Source organism: Streptomyces sp. NBC_00727 (assembly GCF_045161745.1).
GTDB lineage: Bacteria > Actinomycetota > Actinomycetes > Streptomycetales > Streptomycetaceae > Streptomyces.
In genome coordinates this window covers 5,477,421-5,496,802 of the sequence record NZ_CP108981.1, presented here as the reverse complement: position 1 = coordinate 5,496,802, position 19,382 = coordinate 5,477,421, and the positions used below count along the sequence as shown (strand labels likewise).

The 19,382-nt window shown below is 70.8% G+C and carries 14 protein-coding genes and 1 pseudogene; 3 read left to right on the top strand and 12 right to left on the bottom strand.

The window, feature by feature from the left end; genetic code table 11:
- Positions 1 to 298 precede the first annotated feature (298 nt).
- From OG242_RS24955 to OG242_RS24940, 4 genes are all read right to left on the bottom strand, one after another.
- Positions 299 to 1,165 (bottom strand): FadR/GntR family transcriptional regulator, encoded by an 867-nt coding sequence (locus OG242_RS24955; protein WP_405900267.1) that lies wholly within the window; start codon positions 1,163 to 1,165, stop codon positions 299 to 301.
- 179 nt (positions 1,166 to 1,344) lie between these two features.
- Positions 1,345 to 3,216, bottom strand: a complete 1,872-nt coding sequence (locus OG242_RS24950; protein WP_405900266.1) for an ATP-binding cassette domain-containing protein — start codon at positions 3,214 to 3,216, stop codon at positions 1,345 to 1,347.
- A 203-nt stretch (positions 3,217 to 3,419) separates the two neighbouring features.
- Entirely contained in the window at positions 3,420 to 4,184 is a 765-nt protein-coding gene (locus tag OG242_RS24945; RefSeq protein WP_018520828.1) for an NUDIX domain-containing protein, read from the bottom strand.
- 143 nt (positions 4,185 to 4,327) lie between these two features.
- Positions 4,328 to 5,632 carry a DUF4192 domain-containing protein gene (locus tag OG242_RS24940; protein ID WP_405900265.1) on the bottom strand — a complete coding sequence of 435 codons (1,305 nt, stop codon included), beginning with the start codon at positions 5,630 to 5,632 and terminating at the stop codon, positions 4,328 to 4,330.
- Between the two features lie 110 nt (positions 5,633 to 5,742).
- Here OG242_RS24940 and OG242_RS24935 point away from each other — a divergent pair, with 110 nt between their 5' ends.
- Both OG242_RS24935 and OG242_RS24930 read left to right on the top strand, forming a co-directional pair.
- Positions 5,743 to 7,914: a RecQ family ATP-dependent DNA helicase gene (locus OG242_RS24935; protein WP_405900264.1), complete on the top strand. Its 2,172-nt coding sequence runs from the start codon at positions 5,743 to 5,745 to the stop codon at positions 7,912 to 7,914.
- Between the two features lie 217 nt (positions 7,915 to 8,131).
- Complete coding sequence (locus OG242_RS24930; protein WP_405900263.1) at positions 8,132 to 8,761, top strand: hypothetical protein; 630 nt, start codon at positions 8,132 to 8,134, stop codon at positions 8,759 to 8,761.
- Positions 8,762 to 8,866: 105 nt separating this feature from the next.
- Here OG242_RS24930 and OG242_RS24925 read toward each other — a convergent pair whose 3' ends face one another.
- The 7 genes and pseudogenes from OG242_RS24925 to OG242_RS24895 form a co-directional block, all read right to left on the bottom strand.
- Entirely contained in the window at positions 8,867 to 9,484 is a 618-nt protein-coding gene (locus OG242_RS24925) for a hypothetical protein (RefSeq protein WP_405900262.1), read from the bottom strand.
- A gap of 60 nt (positions 9,485 to 9,544) precedes the next feature.
- Positions 9,545 to 10,255 carry a ribonuclease HII gene (locus OG242_RS24920; RefSeq protein ID WP_405900261.1) on the bottom strand — a complete coding sequence of 237 codons (711 nt, stop codon included), beginning with the start codon at positions 10,253 to 10,255 and terminating at the stop codon, positions 9,545 to 9,547.
- Positions 10,256 to 10,383: 128 nt separating this feature from the next.
- Positions 10,384 to 10,716 (bottom strand): annotated as a pseudogene (locus tag OG242_RS24915) (TetR-like C-terminal domain-containing protein); the annotation flags it as partial.
- A gap of 245 nt (positions 10,717 to 10,961) precedes the next feature.
- Positions 10,962 to 12,458: a DUF4153 domain-containing protein gene (locus OG242_RS24910; RefSeq protein ID WP_405900260.1), complete on the bottom strand. Its 1,497-nt coding sequence runs from the start codon at positions 12,456 to 12,458 to the stop codon at positions 10,962 to 10,964.
- 738 nt (positions 12,459 to 13,196) lie between these two features.
- Positions 13,197 to 14,123 carry an ADP-ribosylglycohydrolase family protein gene (locus OG242_RS24905; RefSeq protein WP_405900259.1) on the bottom strand — a complete coding sequence of 309 codons (927 nt, stop codon included), beginning with the start codon at positions 14,121 to 14,123 and terminating at the stop codon, positions 13,197 to 13,199.
- A 10-nt stretch (positions 14,124 to 14,133) separates the two neighbouring features.
- Positions 14,134 to 14,793 (bottom strand): histidine phosphatase family protein, encoded by a 660-nt coding sequence (locus OG242_RS24900; protein WP_405900258.1) that lies wholly within the window; start codon positions 14,791 to 14,793, stop codon positions 14,134 to 14,136.
- Between the two features lie 88 nt (positions 14,794 to 14,881).
- Positions 14,882 to 15,487 (bottom strand): YdbC family protein, encoded by a 606-nt coding sequence (locus tag OG242_RS24895; RefSeq protein ID WP_405900257.1) that lies wholly within the window; start codon positions 15,485 to 15,487, stop codon positions 14,882 to 14,884.
- A 191-nt stretch (positions 15,488 to 15,678) separates the two neighbouring features.
- Here OG242_RS24895 and OG242_RS24890 point away from each other — a divergent pair, with 191 nt between their 5' ends.
- Positions 15,679 to 16,215, top strand: coding sequence for a TerD family protein (locus OG242_RS24890; RefSeq protein ID WP_405900256.1), 537 nt, complete (start codon positions 15,679 to 15,681; stop codon positions 16,213 to 16,215).
- 100 nt (positions 16,216 to 16,315) lie between these two features.
- On the opposite strand, the gene OG242_RS24885 is transcribed toward OG242_RS24890, so the two are convergent.
- Complete coding sequence (locus OG242_RS24885) at positions 16,316 to 19,219, bottom strand: vitamin B12-dependent ribonucleotide reductase (RefSeq protein WP_405900255.1); 2,904 nt, start codon at positions 19,217 to 19,219, stop codon at positions 16,316 to 16,318.
- Positions 19,220 to 19,382 lie beyond the last annotated feature (163 nt).

The window sequence follows — 19,382 nt, the reverse complement described above, 5'->3', positions numbered from 1 at the left end:
AAACGGCTTCCGGCCCGGCCCTGAGAGGGCTGGAACCGACGACCGCCGGGCGGGGAATGCACCGACGGCGCGGGCTAGGCCTCAGAACTGCACAGCGCCCTGAACGACTGCTGTATTCCTTCTGCGACGGTCACCTCTTAAGTCATCGCGCTGTTTCGAGGAGTGTTACGTCCGATGCGCGTGGCCCGAGTCACACCCCATTTCGCGATGAACACGACCAAGGCGACATCTCCCCGCCTGTGTCGCCGGACCGCCGGGTCCGACGACACGTGGCGCGTACACCCTGCCCGTGCCTCGGTCAGTGCTCGCGCGGCGCCGGCACCACTCGTTCCGCCTCGTGGTGGCTCACCAACAACTGGCGCATGGCCCCCTCGGCGCCCGCGGAGTCACCGGAGGCGAGGGCGTCGACGATACGCGCGTGGAGAGCGAGCGACGTCTCGCTGGGCCGGTCGCACGCGGTGGCCGGGCCGCCGGAGACGTGCAGCGCGGCGGAGACGATTCCGGAAAGGTGCTCCAGCATGCGGTTGCCCGCGGCCTGGATGAGCAGGGAGTGGAACTCGGAGTCGGCGCGGGCGCACGTGATCATGTCGCCCTGACCGAGCGCATGTCCCATGATCTCGACCATGTCGGCAAGGCGCTGCTGAAGGTCCTCACGCCCGTGCCCTGCGGCAAGGCGGGCGGCGAGCGGCTCGATCGTCCACCTGAGATCACCCAGCTCGCGGCGCTGGTCATCCCGCTGCGGACCGAAGGCGCGCCACTCAATGATGTCTGGGTCGAGCAGATTCCAGTCACTGACCGGTCGCACCCGCGTACCGACATTGGGGCGAGCACTGACCAGCCCCTTCGCCTCCAGTACGCGCAGCGATTCCCGCACGACGGTCCTGGAAACCTCGAAACGCTGACCGATCTCTTCCGGCACCAGCGGGCGATCCGCACCGAGGTCACCGGAGACGATCATCTGCCCCAGTTGCTGAACAAGTTGGCCGTGCAGCCCGCGGCCACGGCTGGCCGATCCCCGTCGGCCCACACGGCCGAGCTCGGCATCGGAACCACCCCAGGAGCGCGTGGCGGCACGCTCGCCGGCCGGCGCCTCCGCATAGGGGTAACGGTCGAGTTCGCCCGGGCCGGCGAGGCCGGAATCGGCGGAGCGGGCGGTGGTCATCATGGTGTGCGCAAGGGTACTCACGCATCCTTTGTCGGCGGGTCCCAGCCGCCCCTTGAGGTCTTTGCTGAAAAGCACACGAAAGGGTGATCGGCACCCGCCCCTCAATTGACGCCTTACTGGTATAAACCGGACTATTCGCAGGGTCGTCGAGATCTCGCCCTCCCGGCCACGCCTCGCGTTCACCAACGGACCCTGCCACGAAGACTGGTGAACAGGAACGCGCAGATGAGGGCCGACAACGACAAGGCCAGGGCAGCTCCCACGGGTTGTGCCACGATCCGAACCGCGGCCAGCAGCCACCGGTCCACCTCCCCCGGCCACTGAAGCCAGGCCAGTTCCCGCAGCCGACCTGGAAGCCCGGCCATCGAACGGGCGGTCGACGCCTTCGGTAGCCGCTCGACGAGCGGCACCATCACTACGGGTACGGCGAGCACGGCGGCGATGCCCGCGGTCGTCACCCGGAAGACGCCGGCGGCCAGCAACCCGGCCCAGGCACAGCCGACGGTCAGGCCGGACCAGCTCACGGCCAGGGACACCGCATTCGACGGGAGGTGCAGCCAATTCCCTCCGTACACGATGCGCAGGGTCTCCGCCGAGGCCAGCACCACCAGCATCGCCAACAGGAGCGCGACACCCCCGGACACCGCCAGCTTGGCGAGGAGCAGGCCGAGTCTGCGGGGCACGGTCCCCCGGCCCGCGGCGAGTGCCGGATAGCGGAACTCGTCGCCGAAGGAGAGTGCTCCGAGCAGCCCGGCACCGAGGGCGGCGGGCGGGAGCGGCAGCAGCGCGGGCCAGGCGACGATCACATGCACCGACGGGGCGCCGCCGCCGCGGGCCAGCAGTAGGGAAAGACCCACGGAAGCAAGCAGGACCACGGTCATGATCACGGTCGTTGGCCGCACGCCGAACAGGCGGCGCAGTTCGTAACGCACCGGCCACAACGGGCCCCGCGCCGGACGCCGTCTGATCGGCGGGGGAACCTCACCCCGCGCGACCGGCCGGCCGGGGCGGGAATCGGCGCCGCGGCTGTCGGCCACTGCTGTACGCGACGAGGCGCCGGGTACATCGGTCCCGGCTGTACGCACCGCCGCCCTAGGCGGCCCGACCGCGAGCGCGGAGGCATCGGGGGTGCCGTCCGCGCCATGGACGGCGTCCGCTCCGCCCGCGCCGGCGGGTCCCATGTCGCCCACCTCGTCGGCGAGCTGGTGGACCGGGAGCCCATGCCGGAAGGCCGTGTCACCGACTTCCGCACAACTGCTGCCGTACACGGAGAGCCGGTTGCCGGCAGCTTCGGCGACGACCTTCACGGACCGCCGGGCGACTCGCGCTTCCCGGCTGACGATCGCGGCCAGGCGAGCGGCATGCGGGGAACAGACGGCCACGCGAGGGCGCAGACGAGTACGGGAGAAGGCTGCCCCGTCCTGATCGGCGACCAGGCGTCCGTCGTCGATGGTCACCACGTGGCCGGCCGAACGCGCCGCCTCCTTGGGGTCGCTGGTGGCGAAGAGCACGGTTCCACCCCGCTCGGCGTGGGACCGCAGCATGCCGTGCAACCAGTCGGCCTCCCTCGGCGACAGGCCCTCCACCGGGTCGTCCAGGAGGAGCGTGTGCGGGTCACCGAGCAACGCGCAGGCGAGCGCCAGCCGGCGGTCCATGCCGAGGGAGAGCCGGCCGATGCGCTGGTCGCCCAAGCCGGCGAGGCCCACGGCGTCGAGCAGTTCGTCCGCCCGGGACACGGGGGCGCCCGCCACGGCGCAGAGCATGCGCAGCTGCCCTCGCACCGTGCGCGCGGGATGCCCGGGCACGTCCCCCAGCACCACGCCCACCTCACCGGCCGGACGTCGCACGCGGTGCAGCGGCCTGCCACGGAAATAGGTGACGCCCCGGCCCGGCTCCAGTTCCAGCATCAGCCTGAGGGCCGCGGTCTTACCGGAACCCGGCGCCCCCAGCAGCGCCGTGACGCAGCCCGGCTCGGCGTCGAAGGTGAGGTCATCCACGGCGGGATTTTGTCCACGGGTGCGGGCACTGGTGAGTCCGACGGCCTGGAGCATCGCTTCTCTCGCAGGAAATGGGACGGCACAAGCGGGGCCGCCCGGCGGCGAGTGAGTACCGCAGCACGATAACCCGACATATCCGACTTTTTGCGCAGAGCGAAACGCTCGGCGCTTCGGACGCCCGCGCTACAGCCGGCTTCGGCGACCCACAGGTCGCCCGGTGCCGCTCCCCTCTCCGGCCCTGACCGGCCGGAGAGGGGCTAGACCTCGGGCCGCAGCATCGGCGGGTTGAGCACCGTCGCCGTCCCCGACCGGAACAACTGGGCGGGTCGGCCCCCCTGGCGGGTGGTCGTCCCGCCGGTGGGCACCAGGAAGCCCGGCGTTCCTGTCACCTTGCGGTGGAAGTTCCTCGGATCGAGCACTACGCCCCACACCGCCTCGTACACCCTGCGCAGTTCGCCGACCGTGAAGGCGGGCGGGCAGAAGGCAGTGGCCAGCGAGGAGTACTCGATCTTGGAGCGGGCTCGCTCGACCCCGTCGGCGAGGATCCTCGCGTGGTCGAAGGCCAGCGGCGCCTGGTGCTCACCGTCCGGGGCGAAACCGCCTTCGGGGCCGAGCAGGTCCTCGACAGGCGCCCATCGCGCACTGTTCGCGTCACCGCCCGCCCGGGGCGCAGGCAGATCGGGGGCCAGCGCGAGATGGGCGACGCTCACGACCCTCATTCTCGGATCCCTCGCCGGGTCCCCGTACGTGGCGAGCTGCTCCAGATGAGCGCCGTTACCGACGGCCGGGGCGGCCGGGTCCTGCGCGCACAGTCCGGTCTCCTCGACGAGCTCCCGCGCCGCCGCGGCCCCGAGATCCTCGTCGGCTTTCACGAAGCCGCCCGGCAGCGCCCACCTGCCCTGGAACGGGGTCTCGCCCCGGCGCACCACCAGCGCGCACAGGGCGTGTCGGCGCACCGTGAGCACGACCAGGTCGACGGTGACGGCGAACGGTGGAAAGCTCGACGGGTCGTAGAGCGGCATGCCGCGATCATAGTCGTCTTCCTGACGATAAACACACCCTTCCCGGCTACTCTTCGCAAGCTTCCGGAACCGGCTCCCGGGCGCTCCGAAAGAGCATCAGGCCCAGCCCGGCGTGCGGCGCCGGAACCGGCGCCGCACGCCGCTCAACGACCGGTCCTGGTGCCTCGGCGTCCCTGCATCCCGGGACGGACGGTTCGGCGCCGGCCCACCGCACCCGGGCCGGGCCGGGTGGAACCGGAACGCGTCCTGGCGCGCCCGGCCGGGCGCACGCGTGCGGGACGGGCCCCCGCGACCCGTTCCGCACGCCGGGTGTGCCGGGCCGGCCGCGCACTGCGTTCACCGCGCAGGCAGCGCCGCAGGGTCTCCGGGTCGAGGCCCTGGTTACAGGCTTCGTGCAGCAGCTGGGCAAAGGTGTAGTGCGGATCGGCGCGCAGCGCGAGCCCCAGAGCGACACGCGCGGCCGGTTCGTCGCCGGTCGACCAGGAGACCCAGCCCGCCAGAGTGAGAGGGGCCGCGGCGTGCTCCTCGTAGGGACCGACACAGCGGCGGGCCAGCGCGCGCCAGAGCCTCAACGCCGCATCCGCTTCCGCCCCTTCCATCCACTCGGCCGCCTTGTCGCGCGTCTCCCTGTCCTGGAGGCCGAGAATCACCGACGCGGCCTCCTCGTCGGTGATCAGCCGGTCGTCGTTGATGTCGGCCACGGAAGGCGCCGCCGGGGGCGCCTGCCCGAGGCGGTCCATGAGCCGGCGAGCGAGCTCCAGCGTCGCAACGCCGACCTCCTTGCGGCGCTCCGGGTCGAACAGCAGGGGCACCATCGCGCTGCCCGCCGAGTCAAGTGCCCGCAGCTGCGCGTCGTCCGAGGTGCGGGTGAGCGGTGTGAGCCGCGTCTCCATCTCGCGCAGTGATCCCCGCACCTGGATGCCCGCGTAGGTGGCCGCAGCCGCCATGACCGAAGTACCGGGCACGGCCAGCGCGTTGCCCTCGGCCGGGCAGCAGCGGGCATCGGGGCAGACGTAGGACCAGTAACGATTGCCCGAGATGCACAGCGCTTCGAGAACGGGCACGTCAAGTGCTCCGCAGGCGGTACGCAGTCGCTGGGCGAACGGCCGCAGGCGCTCCATGGTCTGGTTGCCCGTCTCGCCGTCCACCGGATCCTGGCAGAGGAAGACGACGATGGCGTCGGGCCGCGCGCCGCGCCGCTCGCTCCCCTTGATCAGGCACTCGGCGAGCTGCTCGGCGATCGCGGGCCACTCCTGAGCGGACTGCGGGATCCCGAGCCTGAGCCGTCCACCGAACCGGCCCCGACCGCCGTGCAGGGCGACCATGACCACGCTGTCGTTCGGATGGAAACCCATGAGATACGGAAGAGCGTCGGCCAGCTCGGCGGGGCCCCGCAGGGTGATCTGCTGTTCTTCGGAGGGGCCGATGGGTTCGGGGTGTTTGTTCATGGCAGGACCGTCTCGCGGTTCACCGATCCCCGCTACCCCCTGTGGATAACTTATCCACAGGGGGTAGTCGACTGTTCGCGGTTGTCGGACCCATCAGGTTGCATGGAGGCATGACCAACGCAGACCGCGCAGAGCTCAGGGCTTCGGCCGACTCCGTACTGGCCCGACTTGTCGGTGACGCCACAGGTACCGCCCGGCTGCGTGAGGACCAGTGGCGGGCCATCGAGGCACTCGTCGCGGACAAGCGGAGAGCACTGGTCGTCCAGCGCACCGGTTGGGGCAAGTCCGCGGTGTATTTCGTCGCGACCTCCCTGCTGCGTGCCCGGGGCTCGGGGCCGACCGTCATCGTCTCGCCGTTGCTGGCGCTCATGCGCAACCAGGTTGCGGCGGCGGCACGGGCCGGCATCAGCGCGCGCACGATCAATTCGTCCAACACGGAGGAGTGGGAGACCGTGCAGGCCGAAGTGGCCGCCGGTGAGGTCGATGTGCTGCTCGTCAGTCCCGAGCGGCTCAACAATCCCGATTTCCGGGACCAGGTGTTGCCCCGGCTCTCCGCGGCCACCGGGCTGCTCGTCGTCGACGAGGCGCACTGCATCTCCGACTGGGGGCACGACTTCCGGCCCGACTACCGGCGGCTGCGGACGATGCTCGCCGATCTCCCCGCCGGGGTCCCTGTGCTCGCCACCACGGCCACGGCGAACGCCCGGGTCACCGCCGATGTGGCGGAGCAGCTGGGTACCGGCGCCGACACTGACGCGCTCGTTCTGCGGGGACCGCTGGACCGCGAGAGTCTGAGCCTGGGAGTACTGCGGCTGCCCAGCGCGGCACACCGGCTGGCATGGCTCGGAGACCACGTCAAGGACCTTCCGGGCTCGGGGATCATCTACACCCTGACTGTCGCGGCCGCCGAGGAGGTCACCGCCTATCTCCGCCAGTGCGGGCACACCGTCGCCTCCTACACCGGACGCACGGAGAACGCGGAGCGGCAGCAGGCGGAGGACGATCTGCTGGCCAACCGGGTCAAGGCGCTGGTGGCGACCTCGGCTCTCGGCATGGGCTTCGACAAGCCCGACCTCGGCTTCGTCGTCCACCTCGGATCGCCCTCCTCCCCCATCGCCTACTACCAGCAGGTGGGCCGTGCCGGACGCGGTGTCGAGCATGCCGAGGTACTGCTTCTGCCGGGCAAGGAGGACGAAGCCATATGGAAGTACTTCGCGTCGGTCGCCTTCCCGCCGGAGGAGCAGGTGCATCGCACCATCGATGCGCTGACGCAGGCCGGGCGGCCGCTCTCGCTGCCCGCCCTGGAGCCTTTGGTCGACCTGCGGCGCACGCGGCTGGAGACCATGCTCAAGGTGCTCGATGTCGACGGCGCGGTCCGGCGCGTGAAGGGTGGCTGGACAGCTACGGGCGAGACCTGGGTCTACGACACCGAGCGATACGCCTGGGTGGCCCGTCAACGGGCGGCCGAGCAGCAGGCGATGCGCGACTACGCCACGACGGACGGCTGCCGGATGGAGTTTCTGCGCCGGCAACTGGACGACGAGGAGGCGACCGCGTGCGGGCGTTGCGACAACTGCGCCGGCGCGCGATTCGACGAGGGAGTGTCCACCGCCGCGCTGGACACCGCGAAGGGAGAGCTCGGCCGGCCGGGCGTGGAGGTGGAACCGCGGAAGATGTGGCCGACCGGGCTCGCATCGGTCGGTGTCGATCTCAAGGGCCGTATCCCGGCTGCCGAGCTCTCCGGCACGGGTCGGGCGCTGGGCCGGCTCTCCGACATCGGGTGGGGCAACCGGTTGCGCCCGATGCTGGCCGCGCAGGCGCCGGACGGTCCGGTGCCTGACGATGTCGCCGGTGCCGTGGTGTCGGTGCTGGCCGACTGGGCCCGGGGCCCCGGCGGCTGGGCACCAGGGGCCGGGGACGCCGTGCCCCGCCCGGTCGGTGTCATCACTGTCGCGTCGATGCGCAGGCCCCAGCTCATCGAATCCCTGGGCGGGCGCATCGCAGAAGTGGGCCGGATGCCCCTGCTCGGGCGTGTGGACCTGGCTCCAGGCGCCGATGACGTCCGGACGTCGCAGACGAACAGCGCCCAGCGGGTCCGGGCCCTGCACGAGAAGCTGGTCGTGGGGCCGGAGCTCGCGGAGTCCTTGGCGGCCGCGGGCGGGCCGGTGCTGCTCGTGGATGATCTCTCGGACACCGGCTGGACCCTCGCCGTGGCGGCGCGGCTGCTGCGGCGAGCGGGTGCGGAGGCGGTGTTTCCGCTGGTCCTCGCTGTTCAGGCGTGAAGGGGGCGTCAGCCGGGGCAGGACTGGGCAGGGATATCCGTGTCATTCCGGCTGATTACCGTCAGCCGCGTCAATTGCTCGTTGCCGCCTGCCGATACGCCAGGAAGAATTGGACTCGCTCCCCGCACGGTCCTTTCGCGGGCCCGAAAGGGCTGTGCCGCGGCGCGCCCTCACCCGACCCTGCCCGCATCGTGGGCGCGTATGCGAAGGGAGGACCGTGACCTTCGGATTCGCTCCGTCCGCAGCCACATCGATGTCGGCAGCCGCCGCCTCGGCCAACCGCCTTTCCCGAATGCTCGAACCGGCCGAGTGGGCAGCGGCCGGCATACCTCTGCTGCGCAGTCCGCGTGAGGTGGTCAGCGGACTGCACGCGAGGCATCGGCCGACCCCTGCGACCGCCGTGGTCGCCGTCCTGGACCACGAGGAGCGCCTGGCGGCGAGCGCCTCGTTCGTCCGCCGCTCGGTAACGGCGGACGGCTGGGAATTCCGGAACTCGCTGCTGGCGCACCTGCGCCGCGTCATCCCGCACGATCTGCGCCGCCGCACGCCCGTCCGCACCGCGGTGCTGCTCTACTGCCGCGAGGGCGACGAGCGTTGGACGGAGGAGGACGGGGCCTGGATGTGGGGGCTGCGGGACGCCTGCACCTTGCACGGCTTGCGGTGCGGCGCGTACATCACGCTGACCCGCGGTGGCTGGCAGGTGCTGGGCGAGGGCCGGGGTGGCCGTCGTCCGAGCTCCACATCGCAGCCTTCCACGCTCGCCGACACCTCGCTGGACCTGGATCCGGTGCCGTCGCGCAGGGGTGGAGGCGCCGCACAGGCACTGCACCGCTCCGCCGCACGCTGAGCACGCGCCGACCCGGCCGCCCTCACGGGTGGCCGGGTCGGCGAAGGCACACGGGTCACCATGTGCCGGAAGGCGCGGTCGCCGCGCAACGGCGTGCGCAGTGGCTCAGACGCCGGCCCCGAGCGCGGCGTTGATGCGCTGCGGGTCGCCGCAGACGATCAGCAGCGCGCCGGCGGACTCCCGGGCGTTGGACAGCGCCCGCGTGGCCGCGTCGTCGACCGGGCCGTTGACCGCGACGATCACCACGGGCCGGGACTTGACCCGGTCCGCTGCCACGGCCGCAGCGAAGAAGACGTCGTCGCCCGCTTCCTGGTGGGCCCAGTAGGCGGCGTCGCCGAAGGACAGCTCGTGCATGGCCCACGGGTGCTGTCCGCCCGTGGTCAGCACCAGGATGTCGCCGGGCGCGCGACCCGAGTCGAGCAGCAGGTCCACCGCCTCGTCCGCGGCGTCGAGTGCGCCGTCGGCCGATGCGGGGATGATCTGGAGCTGCGGTGCGGAACGATTCTCCGGCCGCGCCGCCTGGGGTCGGCCGGAGGTGGGGTGCTGGCGCTGCGCCGGGGGCGCAGGCCGCGGCGCGGGACCCGGGCGACCGGGGCGCGGCATGGCCGCTGTACGCGGGCCGGGTACGGGACGAGGGGTCGACGCGGTGCGGCCGGTGGCCGGGGTGGCGCGGGGACCCTGGGCGCTCTCGTGAATCTGAGGCTCCTCGGGGATGAGAGGCATGAGTGGTTGTCTATCAAACGCCGACGCTTCGGGCATCGGCGGGTGGGCACATGTGCGCGATCAGAAGTCGAAGCCGAGCTGGCCCCCGCTTTCCAGTGCGGCCGCCTCCGCGGAGAAGCGGACCTTCTTCAGGTGCTGCCACCGGGGCAGCGCGTCGAGGTAGGACCACGAGAGTCGGTGGTGGGCGGTGGGCCCACGCTCCTCCAGTGCGGCCCTGTGCACGGGGGACGGGTAACCGGCGTTGGCATCGAACGCGAAACCCGCGTACTCGCTGTTCTCCGCGCCGAGTTCGGCCATCATGGCGTCCCTGCGGACCTTCGCGATCACTGATGCCGCGGCCACCGCGATGCAGGACTGGTCGCCCTTGATGACGGTACGAACCCGCCAAGGGCTACCCAGGTAGTCGTGCTTGCCGTCGAGGATCACCGCGTCGGGGCGCATGGGCAGCGCCTCCAGGGCGCGCACGGCGGCGAGCCGGAGTGCGGCGGTCATGCCGAGCTCGTCGATCTCCTGGGGTGAAGCGTCACCGAGGCCGTACGCGGTCACCCAGCTTTCCAGCACCGGGGCGAGCTCTGCCCGGCGCTTCGGGCTGATCAGTTTGGAGTCGGTGAGCCCGGCGGGGGGCCTGCGGAGACCGGTGATCGCGGCGCACACGGTCACGGGTCCCGCCCATGCTCCGCGTCCGACCTCGTCGACACCTGCGACGGTCTTGGCACCGGTGGTGGCGCGCAGTGAGCGCTCGACGGTGTGCGTGGGCGGTTCGTACGGCATGGCGTCTGTCAGCGTACGCCGATGGGAACGCCAGGAACACCCCGGGGCACCCCTCGGCCGCACGCAGCGGTGCCCGCGCGCCGAGCGAGTCGCCGTACGGCTCGGGGCACGCGGCTTCGGGTCGGGCCTCAGTGCGAGCCGGAGCGGAAGAACGGCACCGCGACCTGGTCGATCAGCGCCTCGATCTCTGCGTCGTTCCACTCACTGCCGCACACCTTGGTGCGGTACATCATCATCGCGGGGATCACGTCGAAGGCCAGTTCGCGCATGGCAGAGGGGCGCACCTCACCCCGCTCGACCCCCCGGCTCACCACTTCTTTGATGAGCTCGGTCGACGGACGGATCACCCCGTCGAGGATCACCGACTGGAAGCGTTCCGCCGTTCCGGAGTCGCACTCGTGAATGACCGAGCGCAGGGCCGAGCCGGAAGTGGAGAGCATCGCGTCGCGCATGCCCCGGCAGGAGGCCATGGTGGCTCTCGCCCTGCTGACCGCGTTGCTGGTCATCCGCGTGCGCAAGAGTGATCTGGACGCGCTGAGCGGCGAGGCCGCTGCCGGAGGGCCGGTGGCCTAGCGGGGCCAGACGCGACGCCGGTTGCGGGCCGCCCCCGAGGGGGACGACCCGCACTGTCGGTGCCGCCGACGGCCGGCAGTCGGTGCCGGGTGCGCGGTGCGCCGGTGCCGCTCGGGCGGGACCGGGCTCGGGATCAGTACGGGTCGTACGGGTCGTAGTCGTCGTCCGTGCCGCCGCCGCGCTGGTCGCCGTTGTCACCGGAGCTCAAGCCCCGGCAGTCGAGCGTGCGGAAGCCGGGGTCCCAGTCGCCGAGGATGTCCCGGGCTCGCGTCTCGCCCCAACTCGTCGCATACCAGGGCTCCTCGGAGTCCCGGAGCGTCCGCTGGATCTCCTGCAGGGCACAGGAGCGCAGGGGTTCGGGCAAGGTGTCGAGCGCGGGTACCGCGTCGGCAGACAGGCCCTTGAGATACTCGATGTCGATCGAGTGGTCGTTCCGGTACCGCTGGACGTTCTGCTCGGCGATCAGGCCGTCGGGCGAGACGAGACCGAAGGCCAGTACGCCGATGGCAGCGCTCGCCGCGACCGCGCGCGGCAGCATCCGGGAGCCGAAGACTCCGGCCGCGATGATCAGGACGAGGACCACTCCGAGCCACAGTTCCACGGCGGCCACGGAGATCCTCAGCCGGGTCAGACCGTACGCGTCGACGTAGAGGTCCATGCGTCGAAGGGCCGAGGCGACCACCACGAGCGTGAGCAGGCACAGGATGCCGAGCACGGTGCGGACGAGGGTGCGGTCCCGGGCGCCACCACGCGGTGCCCAGCGAAGCGCCAGCGCTATGACGCCGAGCGTGAGCACCGTGGCCCAGAGCAACTGCCAGAAGCCCTGGCGGGCGTACTCCGAGTAGCTGAGGTCCGTCTCGGCCATCACCTTGTCGTACCCGCCGAGCAGCACCGTGAGCTGAATGGCGAGGAAGACGGCGAACAGGAGGTTCAGGACGATCAACGGGAGGACCCATTCCAGCCGCCCCCGCGCCTTGCCCGGGCGTACGGTCACCCCGTCCCAGCGGACCGGGGCGGCGGCGGTGTAGGCGGCGGCGAGCGCGCCGACGAGACCGAGCAGTCCCAGGAAGATCCGCCACGGACTGTCACCGACGGACACATCAGGGGTGAGGCTGCCCAGCAGGTCCGCGAAAGCGGCGTCGGCGCTCGCGAAGAGCGCACCGAACACGATGAGCAGGACCACGGCCACGGCCGCGGACCGGAACAGGACTCCGAAGCGACCCCGCGACCCCGACATGTGGTCGCGCACACCACGGGCCCCCCAGCCCAGCGATGCGAAGAAGGAGGTGAACAGGCCCAGGGAACCGAGGAAGATCCCGAGCCAGCTCCTGCTGCCGTGCAGCGCCAGCGAGCCGAGCGCCAGAGCGGACACGATCGCGAGGAACGTCGGCCAGCCGGCGTCCCGGAGCGCCGGAACAGCCAGCAGTGCCAGTCCGCCGATCCCCCACACCGCGGTCCATGGGCGCAGCCTGCGGCCGGCCGCGCGCGCAGCGATGTACGCCCCGGCCGATGCGGGCAGCGCCACGAGAAGCAGGTTCAGCCCGATGCCGTCCCCCAGCAGCGCCATGCTGAGCAGTGCCGTCGCGAGGGCGGCCACGAGGGTGCCGGTGTGGACGGGCCCCGGCTTCACGGCCCGGAGCCGCGTGACCAGCGAAGGAGGCGCAGCAGCCCAGGGGCTGGGCTGCCTCGGTCGGCCCGGCCGCTGCGCGGCGTATGCGGGGATCTTCGGCGGCTCGGGCGGTACGCCCTGCGCCGAGGGTGCACCGGCCGCGGCGCGTGCAGGCTCTGCCCCGGCGTCGGGCGCGACGGCCTGCGTGGGGATGCGCCCGTCCGCCTGTGCGGCAGTGGTCCGGGAGTCCCGCGTGGGCGAATCGGACTGCGAGGCCGCGGCGGACTGCGAGGTCGCGGCCTCTGGCCCCTCGCCCGGTGCCGGGCGGCCCGCTGCGGCCGTCGTCGCGGGCGGACGGCCCTCCGGAGACTCCGGCACCGCGGTGTCCGGCGCGGGCCGGGACGAAGCGGATTCCTCCGGTACAGGTTCGGGCCTGGATGAATCTGACGGTATTCCGGACATGGGACCCCTCCCCACCGGGGTCCGCCCACGCGTGCCCTCGGCTGCGCGCGGCCCCCGGCGTCTCATTCGGTGCGCGCCCGGGCCCATGATCACCGAGGGCGGCGTGGCCGAAAGAGTAACCCCGGGTCACGGCCGCCAGCCGTGAGAGGCCGTGCTGTGGCAGGACCGTGACAGTTCCGGCGGTGGCCCGGCTACGACAACGCACGATCGGCTACGACAACGCACGACCGGAGGAGGGCCGCCCCGGACCGGCGCCGCCCGCCCCTGGACGAGGCAGGCCACCGCGCTTCGGACCGGCTACGGCCTGGTACCGTCCGGCAGGGCCTCCGCCCCCACCGGCCACTCCGGCAGGGCTTCCGTCTGGGCCGTCCAGTGCGCCGGAGGCGCACCCGCCGCGCTCGCCGCGATCACTCCTCCGACGATCGCGCAGGTCGTGTCTACGTCGCCGCCGGCCTGGGCGGTCACCCAGAAGGCCCGTTCGAAGTCACCGAGGCTCCGAGCCGCCGACCACAGGGCGAACGGGACGGTGTCGTGTGCGCTGGTGCGACGCCCGTTGCCGAGGACCGCCGCGACGGTGCCCGCGTCCTCGTAGTCCAGCATGTCGCGGGCCCGCCGCAGCCCGGCGCCGACGGCGCTGCGCGGGACGAGCGCGACGACCCCGTCCAGCAGGTCCTCCGGAGCGGGCGGCCCGGCCGGTGAGGCGGCGAGCGCCGCGGCGGCGGCGACGGCCATCGCACCGACGACGGCCTCACGGTGCTGGTGTGTCGTGTACGAGGAGATCTCGGCCTGGTGGGTGGCCTGCTCGGGGTCGTCCGCGTACCAGGCGCCGAGCGGCGCGATACGCATCGAGGAGCCGTTCCCCCAGCTGCCCTGCCCCTTGAACAGGGAGGAGGCGAGCTCACGCCAGTCGCCGCCCTCGCGGACCAGGCGGAGCATGCGGTTGACCGCGGGGCCGTATCCACGGTCGAAGTCGTGATGGTGTGCGAACGCGTGGGCGAGGGCGTCCTGGTCGATGCGCCCGTGCTCCCGGAGTACGGCGACGACGGAACAGGCCATCTCCGTGTCGTCGGTCCACTGCCACGGCCCGGGCGGGAGGGCGCGGTCCTTGAGGAGCGGATAGTTGGCGGGCACGAAGAACTGCGAGCCCAGGGCGTCTCCCACGGACAGGCCGCGCAGGCTGGCAAGGGCGCGTTCGAGGCGCTGATCGAAAGCGGATTCGGTCATTACTTCTACTCTATCCGGTGATGCCGTAGGGCTCAGGAGTGCGCCAGCGCTCGAAGGGGCGGTCGAGCGTGTAGCGCCCGTCCTTGCCGAGTAGCAAGGTCCGCGATTCCCCGTTTCCGGGGTTGGAAAGCGATTCGAATTCGGCCACGGACCAGTGGAACCAGCGCATGCAGAAGAGCCGCATGGTCAGTCCGTGGGTGACCAGGAGGACGTTCGGCGGGTGGTCGGGCGCCTCGAAGCTGCGGTGGAGGCTCTCCAGGAAGGCGCCGACCCGGTCGTACACGTCCGCCCCGGACTCTCCCTGCGCGAAGCGGTAGAAGAAGTGGCCGTATGCGTCCCGGTAGGCCTTCTGGAGTCTCACGTCGTCGCGGTCCTGCCAGTTCCCCCAGTCCTGTTCGCGCAGCCTCGGCTCCTCGCGCACCCGTACGCGCCCGGCGTCCAGGCCGAGGGACGCGAACGTCTCGTGGGTGCGCCGGTAGGGGGAGACGTACACGCTGACCCGCTCCTCGCCGAACAGCTCGCGCAGCAGCACCCCCGTCTCGCGGGCCTGCTGCTGCCCCGTGGGAGTGAGCTTCAATGCGTGGTCGGGCTCGCGCTCGTACACGGTGTCGTCGGCGTTGCCCTCCGACTCGCCGTGCCGGACGAGAACGATGCGTTGCGGTCGTGCCATACAACGACCCTAGATCGAGTCGTCGACGTTCGAGCACCTGTCCGGAATTCGTCGGTGGATGTCGTCGGCCTACCCTGCTCCCGGACCGTCACACCGTCCAGGACGGTTCGAGCTGCACCACGTCGCCCGCGAGCGCGACCACGTCTTCCTCGGTACCCGCACGCTGCGAGAGCCGGTCGATGCTTCCCGGACGGTACTTTCCGCGTTCCGCGCTGGACTGCCACATCGACAGGACCAGGAACTCGTGCCCCGGAGCCTCGCCGAAGACCCCGCGCAGCATGCCGGGCGATCCCGCCATCGCCGGGTTCCACACCCGCTGCTGCATCAGCGCGAAGTGCTCGACCCGGTCCTCGTGGACCCGGCTGTGGGCCACCCTGAGCACGTCGGCGTCCGTGAAGCGGGGTTCGAATCCGGTCTTCACGTCGAAGCGGTACTCGAAGAGCTTGACCTGCAGGTCCTTGTACGTGCCGGCCTGGGAGGCGGCCAGGGTGTCGTGGCCGCGCGCCATGAACGAGTCGTAGAAGACCCGGTTCTCCCAGAACGCGAAGACATGCGCCACCTCCGGCCGGCCACGGCTCCAGCCGCCACCCTGCCCCCTGAAGCCCGGCTCACCCAGCAGCCCCGCCCACTTCCGCTGCCCCCGTTCGAATCCCCGACGGTCCGACACACTGCAGCGAATCCACTTGACCAGCACCGCGCCATCGTACGGCCGCCGGACGTGGCGTGGGTCGCGCTCCCACGGAGTCCACCGGAACCGGCCGTCTCGCGCCCGATCCTGGCCCATTTCAGCCGCTCGTCCCCAAGCCGGTTGGTCTGGCGGGAAGTTGCCGACATGATCGGGGGACGGAACAGGAGCGCCGTGCCCGCGCGCAGGAGGGAAGTCCGATGACCACTCCCAACAAGGATCTCGGAAAGGTCGAGGTGCGGATCAAGTGGGATCCCAGCGACCGGAGCGAGACGCCCAACGACCTCGACATCATCGCGGCGACCTACCCGGCGGACGAGCCGTACGGCAGCCCCGCGTACCTCGTGCACTTCGACAGCCGGGCGCCCGACGGCACGATCACGCTCAACCGTGACAGCAGGACGGGGCAGGGGCTCGGCTACGACGAGGTGATGACGCTGGAACTGGACCGGCTGTCGGACGCCTACGCCCGGGTGGTCGTCGGCGTCGCCATCCAGCAGCGCGACGGCCGCAAGACGTTCGGGGCCATAGAGAGCACCGGGGTCCAGATCCGCGAGGGCTACACGACGCTGGCCGAGGACGACTTCTCCGCGGTGGGCGCCGCCACCGCGGCCGTCGTGGCCGAATTCGTACGGGAAGACTCCGGCGGCTGGCACTTCCACGGCGCCGTCCGGGGCTTCGACGGCGACCCCGACGAGTTCGCCGCCGCGATGGGCGGCCGCGCGTTCGGCGCGTAGGCGCCGCCGGTACGGAAACAGGAGTGCGGGCAGGTCTTCCGGGGAAGACCTGCCCGCACTCGTTGTCACTCGTGGTGCCTCACGACACCGGTTTCACCGCTCAGCTGCAGCCGCTGGTCGAGCCGCAGCCCTCGCAGATGTAGCAGGAGCCCGCGCGCTGCATCTTCGTACCGCAGGAGAAGCACAGCGGCGCGTCCGCGCTGATACCGAGCTGCATCTCGACGAGCTCCGCCGAGGTGTGTGCCGTCCGCGGCTCGGCCTTCTCGGTCTCCTGGACCGGGGCGACCGCCTTCAGCGTCTCCGTCCGCACCGGGGCGGTCTGGGCCAGCGTCTCGGCCTCCAGCTGCTCCTCCTCGAACGTCGGCTCGTAGGAGCCGGTGTCGAGGTGGCGCTGACGCTCCTCGGCGGAGTGGATGCCGAGCGCCGAGCGGGTCTCGAAGGGCAGGAAGTCCAGCGCCAGGCGGCGGAAGATGTAGTCGACGATCGACTGCGCCATCCGCACGTCCGGGTCGTCCGTCATGCCGGCCGGCTCGAAGCGCATGTTGGTGAACTTCGAGACGTACGTCTCCAGCGGGACGCCGTACTGAAGGCCGACCGAGACCGCGATGGAGAAGGCGTCCATCATGCCCGCGAGGGTCGAACCCTGCTTGGACATCTTCAGGAACACCTCGCCCAGGCCGTCGTCCGGGTAGGAGTTGGCGGTCATGTAGCCCTCGGCGCCGCCCACCGTGAAGGAGGTGGTGATGCCGGGCCGGCCCTTGGGCAGACGCTTGCGGACCGGCCGGTACTCGACGACCTTCTCGACCGCGGTACGGATGGTGTCCTCGGCCTTGGCCGTGACTGCCTCCTTCTCCTTCTCCTTGGTCTTGGCGGAGAGGGGCTGGCCGACCTTGCAGTTGTCGCGGTAGATCGCGAGCGCCTTGACGCCCATCTTCCACGCCTCGAAGTAGACCTCCTCGACGTCCTCGACGGTGGCCGTCTCCGGCAGGTTCACCGTCTTGGAGAGCGCGCCGGAGATCCACGGCTGGATGGCCGCCATCATGCGGACGTGACCCATCGCGGAGATGGAACGCTCACCCATCGCACAGTCGAAGACCTCGTAGTGCTCGGTCTTCAGGCCGGGGGCGTCGATCACATTGCCGTTCTCGGCGATGTGGGCGACGATCGCCTCGATCTGCTCCTCCTGGTAGCCCAGGCGGCGCAGGGCCTGCGGGACGGTGCCGTTGACGATCTGCATCGAGCCGCCGCCGACCAGCTTCTTGAACTTGACCAGGGCGAGGTCGGGCTCAAGGCCGGTGGTGTCGCAGGACATCGCGAGACCGATGGTGCCGGTGGGCGCGATGACCGAGGCCTGCGCGTTACGGAAACCGTTCTTCGCGCCGAGCCGGATCACGTCCTGCCAGGCCTCCGTCGCGGCGGCCCAGATCGGGTTGTCCAGGTCGTCGGCGTGGACGGCCACTGCGTTGGCGTCGGCGTGCTGCTTCATGACGCGCTGGTGCGGCTCGGCGTTGCGGGCGTAGCCGTCGTACGGGCCGACGACGGCGGCCAGCTCGGCGGAGCGCTTGTACGAGGTGCCGGTCATCAGTGAGGTGATGGCGCCGGCGAGCGCGCGGCCGCCGTCGCTGTCGTACGCATGGCCGGTCGCCATCAGCAGGGCGCCGAGGTTGGCGTAGCCGATGCCGAGCTGCCGGAAGGCGCGGGTGTTCTCGCCGATCTTCTCGGTCGGGAAGTCGGCGAAGCAGATGGAGATGTCCATCGCGGTGATGACCAGCTCGACGACCTTGGCGAAGCGCTCGGACTCGAAGGACTGGTTGCCCTTGCCGTCGTCCTTGAGGAACTTCATCAGGTTCAGCGAGGCGAGGTTGCACGAGGTGTTGTCCAGGTGCATGTACTCGCTGCACGGGTTCGAGCCGTTGATCCGGCCGGACTCGGGGCAGGTGTGCCAGTGGTTGATCGTGTCGTCGTACTGGATGCCCGGGTCGGCGCAGGCCCACGCGGCCTCGGCCATCTTGCGGAAGAGGGACTTGGCCTCGACCTCTTCGATGACGTCGCCGGTCATCCGGGCGCGCAGCCCGAACTTGCCGCCGGACTCCACGGCCTTCATGAACTCGTTGTTCACGCGGACCGAGTTGTTGGCGTTCTGGTACTGGACGGACGTGATGTCGTCCCCGCCCAGGTCCATGTCGAAGCCCGCGTCGCGCAGGGCGCGGATCTTCTCCTCCTCCTTCACCTTGGTCTCGATGAAGTTCTCGATGTCGGGGTGGTCGACGTCGAGGATGACCATCTTGGCCGCACGGCGGGTGGCGCCACCGGACTTGATGGTTCCGGCGGAGGCGTCGGCGCCCCGCATGAAGGAGACGGGACCGGAGGCGTTGCCGCCGGAGGAGAGGAGTTCCTTGGAGGAACGGATACGGGAGAGGTTCAGGCCGGCACCGGAGCCGCCCTTGAAGATCATGCCCTCTTCCTTGTACCAGTCGAGGATCGACTCCATGGAGTCGTCGACGGCCAGGATGAAGCAGGCGGAGACCTGCTGCGGCTGGGGCGTGCCGACGTTGAACCACACCGGGGAGTTGAAGCTGAAGACCTGGTGCAGGAGGGCGTACGCCAGCTCGTGCTCGAAGATCTCCGCGTCGGCGGGGGAGGCGAAGTACTGGTAGTCCTCGCCTGCCTTCCGGTACGTCTTGACGATCCGGTCGATCAGCTGCCGCAGACCGGTCTCGCGCTGCGGGGTGCCGACAGCGCCCCGGAAGTACTTGCTGGTGACGATGTTGACCGCGTTCACCGACCAGAAGTCGGGGAACTCGACGCCACGCTGCTCGAAGTTGATCGAGCCGTCGCGCCAGTTGGTCATGACGACGTCACGGCGCTCCCAGGACACCTCGTCGTACGGATGCACGCCGGGGGTGGTGTGGATGCGCTCGATACGCAGGCCCTGCTTGGACGCAGTCGACTTGGTCCCCTTGCTGCGGGAACCCCGTGCCGGGCCGCTCGCCGTCTCTGTCATGCCGCCTCCCATATGTGGGCAAAAACGCCCTGAAGTGCCGAGAACTTCCCCGGGCACAGTGTGTGTCTGGTGCTTCGGCCGCCGTATTCGTCATACGTCGCCCGGAGCAAGGTCCTGGTGCCGGCCCGCCCGATCCCCGGATCGGCGCGGACGACGGCTGCCG

What these genes read in the sequence shown, in the direction of transcription:
- OG242_RS24955 (WP_405900267.1), bottom strand. Translation starts at nt 1,165, where the DNA reads ATGATGACCACCGCCCGCTCCGCCGATTCCGGCCTCGCCGGCCCGGGC.
- OG242_RS24950 (WP_405900266.1), bottom strand. Translation starts at nt 3,216, where the DNA reads ATGCTCCAGGCCGTCGGACTCACCAGTGCCCGCACCCGTGGACAAAAT.
- OG242_RS24945 (WP_018520828.1), bottom strand. Translation starts at nt 4,184, where the DNA reads ATGCCGCTCTACGACCCGTCGAGCTTTCCACCGTTCGCCGTCACCGTC.
- OG242_RS24940 (WP_405900265.1), bottom strand. Translation starts at nt 5,632, where the DNA reads ATGAACAAACACCCCGAACCCATCGGCCCCTCCGAAGAACAGCAGATC.
- OG242_RS24935 (WP_405900264.1), top strand. Translation starts at nt 5,743, where the DNA reads ATGACCAACGCAGACCGCGCAGAGCTCAGGGCTTCGGCCGACTCCGTA.
- OG242_RS24925 (WP_405900262.1), bottom strand. Translation starts at nt 9,484, where the DNA reads ATGCCTCTCATCCCCGAGGAGCCTCAGATTCACGAGAGCGCCCAGGGT.
- OG242_RS24920 (WP_405900261.1), bottom strand. Translation starts at nt 10,255, where the DNA reads ATGCCGTACGAACCGCCCACGCACACCGTCGAGCGCTCACTGCGCGCC.
- OG242_RS24905 (WP_405900259.1), bottom strand. Translation starts at nt 14,123, where the DNA reads ATGACCGAATCCGCTTTCGATCAGCGCCTCGAACGCGCCCTTGCCAGC.
- OG242_RS24900 (WP_405900258.1), bottom strand. Translation starts at nt 14,793, where the DNA reads ATGGCACGACCGCAACGCATCGTTCTCGTCCGGCACGGCGAGTCGGAG.
- OG242_RS24890 (WP_405900256.1), top strand. Translation starts at nt 15,679, where the DNA reads ATGACCACTCCCAACAAGGATCTCGGAAAGGTCGAGGTGCGGATCAAG.
- OG242_RS24885 (WP_405900255.1), bottom strand. Translation starts at nt 19,219, where the DNA reads ATGACAGAGACGGCGAGCGGCCCGGCACGGGGTTCCCGCAGCAAGGGG.